The organism is Clostridium sp. DFI.1.208 (assembly GCF_024463855.1).
GTDB lineage: Bacteria > Bacillota_I > Bacilli_A > Erysipelotrichales > Erysipelotrichaceae > Clostridium_AQ.
In genome coordinates, this window is record NZ_JANGCA010000142.1 from 1 (window position 1) to 1624 (window position 1624).

The 1624-nt window shown below is 47.6% G+C and carries 2 protein-coding genes and 1 pseudogene; all 3 read right to left on the minus strand.

The annotated features are described in order from the left end of the window. Positions 1-264 (minus strand): annotated as a pseudogene (locus tag NE665_RS23650) (hypothetical protein); the annotation flags it as partial. A gap of 17 nt (positions 265-281) precedes the next feature. Next, complete coding sequence (locus NE665_RS23655) at positions 282-806, minus strand: hypothetical protein (RefSeq protein WP_117445093.1); 525 nt, start codon at positions 804-806, stop codon at positions 282-284. 90 nt (positions 807-896) lie between these two features. Next, the gene (locus NE665_RS23660) at positions 897-1541 is read right to left on the minus strand and encodes a hypothetical protein (RefSeq protein ID WP_118654852.1); all 645 of its coding nucleotides are present in this window, start codon (positions 1539-1541) and stop codon (positions 897-899) included. Positions 1542-1624 lie beyond the last annotated feature (83 nt).

The window sequence follows — 1624 nt, forward strand, 5'->3', positions numbered from 1 at the left end:
GCTTCCTGTCTCGAACACCAGATTGCTGTTGATATTGATCTGGACGCTTCCCTCTGCCACCTTGTCATCCATCATCTTCTGGATCTCTTCCCGTGTCATTCCCGGAAGATAGCCTTCCTTCGCATCCCGCTCTCTTGCCAGACGATCATCCTCTGTGTTCCATGATCTTACAAACAGGAATCCTCCGATACAAAGGCACAGCACCAGTAGTAGAAGCAGCCACTTCTTTTTTCCTTTTTCTTTATAGTCTTCTCTTTCCTTCATCGTTTTCCCTCTACTTCCTATTTCTGTATGATGATATCCAGTTCACTGCCGGCCTTCCCTACATACTCACGGTCCTTTTCCCGATACCCTTCAAAATACACGATGACCGGATACTTCCCCTTTGGCAGATCGACATCCAGCTTCGCTGTCTCGATCTTGTTCCCCGGCTTGATCGCGCCACTCTCATAGATCAGCTCTCCCAGCTTTTTGTTCTCATAGCGATAGATCTTCACGATCATCAGATAGCGGTTCTGCGGACTGTTCTCGATGCGCAGGGTACCTTCACTTCGGCCATCCGCAAATACCGGCTGCGTATTGATAGAGATCATGAACTGTCCCTCGTCCACCTTGTCATCCATCAGCTTCTGGATCTCCTCTTTTGAAAGACCATCCAGCGTCCCCTCACTCTGGTCCGGATCCAGCCACAGATCTGTTTTTTCCTGTAAGAACCATACACTGCAGCCAGCGACCACCAGCAGAAGCAATAGGATCATCGGCCACGCTTTCTTCCCCTTCTTCTGTTTCTCTTTTATCTCTTCCATTCTCTCTCCTTCCATCGTACCTTTGCATAGGGAAGGAATCCTTTCCTTCCTCATGTAAGAGCACGATGTGCTCTTATGTATGTGATCTCCTTATGCTGCAGGTGCTGCCTCTTCCTTCTGTGCGATCGTATAGACGACGTTGAATGCCAGTTCTGCCTTAGCTTCGATAGCAGCATCGATCGGTGCCTGTGTTGGTGCTCCCTTGATGCCAAGCGATTTGTCAGTACCCTTTTTCACTACGAATGTATCATCCACCAGTTTGTTCTCACCATATGCAAGGTCCTTACCGGCGATCTGAAGGCTTACCGTCTTCATGGCATTCTCCTTTTCTTTTTCCGTACTATCCTCGGTGATCGCAGTCTTCGTAGCTGCGATACCAGTTGCATCTGTCAGTGTCCATTTACCCTTATCTGCATTCTGTACGGTGATATTTTTCAGTTCGACACCGATCTCGGAATCACTTGCGACCTTGATCTTATAATCTCCTACCATGAAATCATTCGCTACTGCACCATCCTTCTCTCCTTTTACGACTGCAAAATCGATACGGATCGGCATCGTAGCTTTCAACTGCGCCAGCTTCTTACTGGACAAGGTTGCCCAGATCTCACCATTCTGATCAGATGTCCCGTCTGTGGTATCTACATACTTCGTTTCGTTCTTTTCTGCTGCTGCGATCGGTGTGATCATTGCCATCATCATGGCTGCCATACTCAGTGCTACTAATTTTTTCATTTTCTTTTTCTCCTTTTCCCTCCCGTATCTTTTACATCCCCGGGGATCTCTCTGGGATACGTTCTGTTTTTTCTCTTACTTCT

Excerpts from the sequence above, each read along its gene's own strand:
- NE665_RS23660 (WP_118654852.1), bottom strand. The coding sequence starts at position 1,541 with ATGAAAAAATTAGTAGCACTGAGTATGGCAGCCATGATGATGGCAATG.
- NE665_RS23655 (WP_117445093.1), bottom strand. The coding sequence starts at position 806 with ATGGAAGAGATAAAAGAGAAACAGAAGAAGGGGAAGAAAGCGTGGCCG.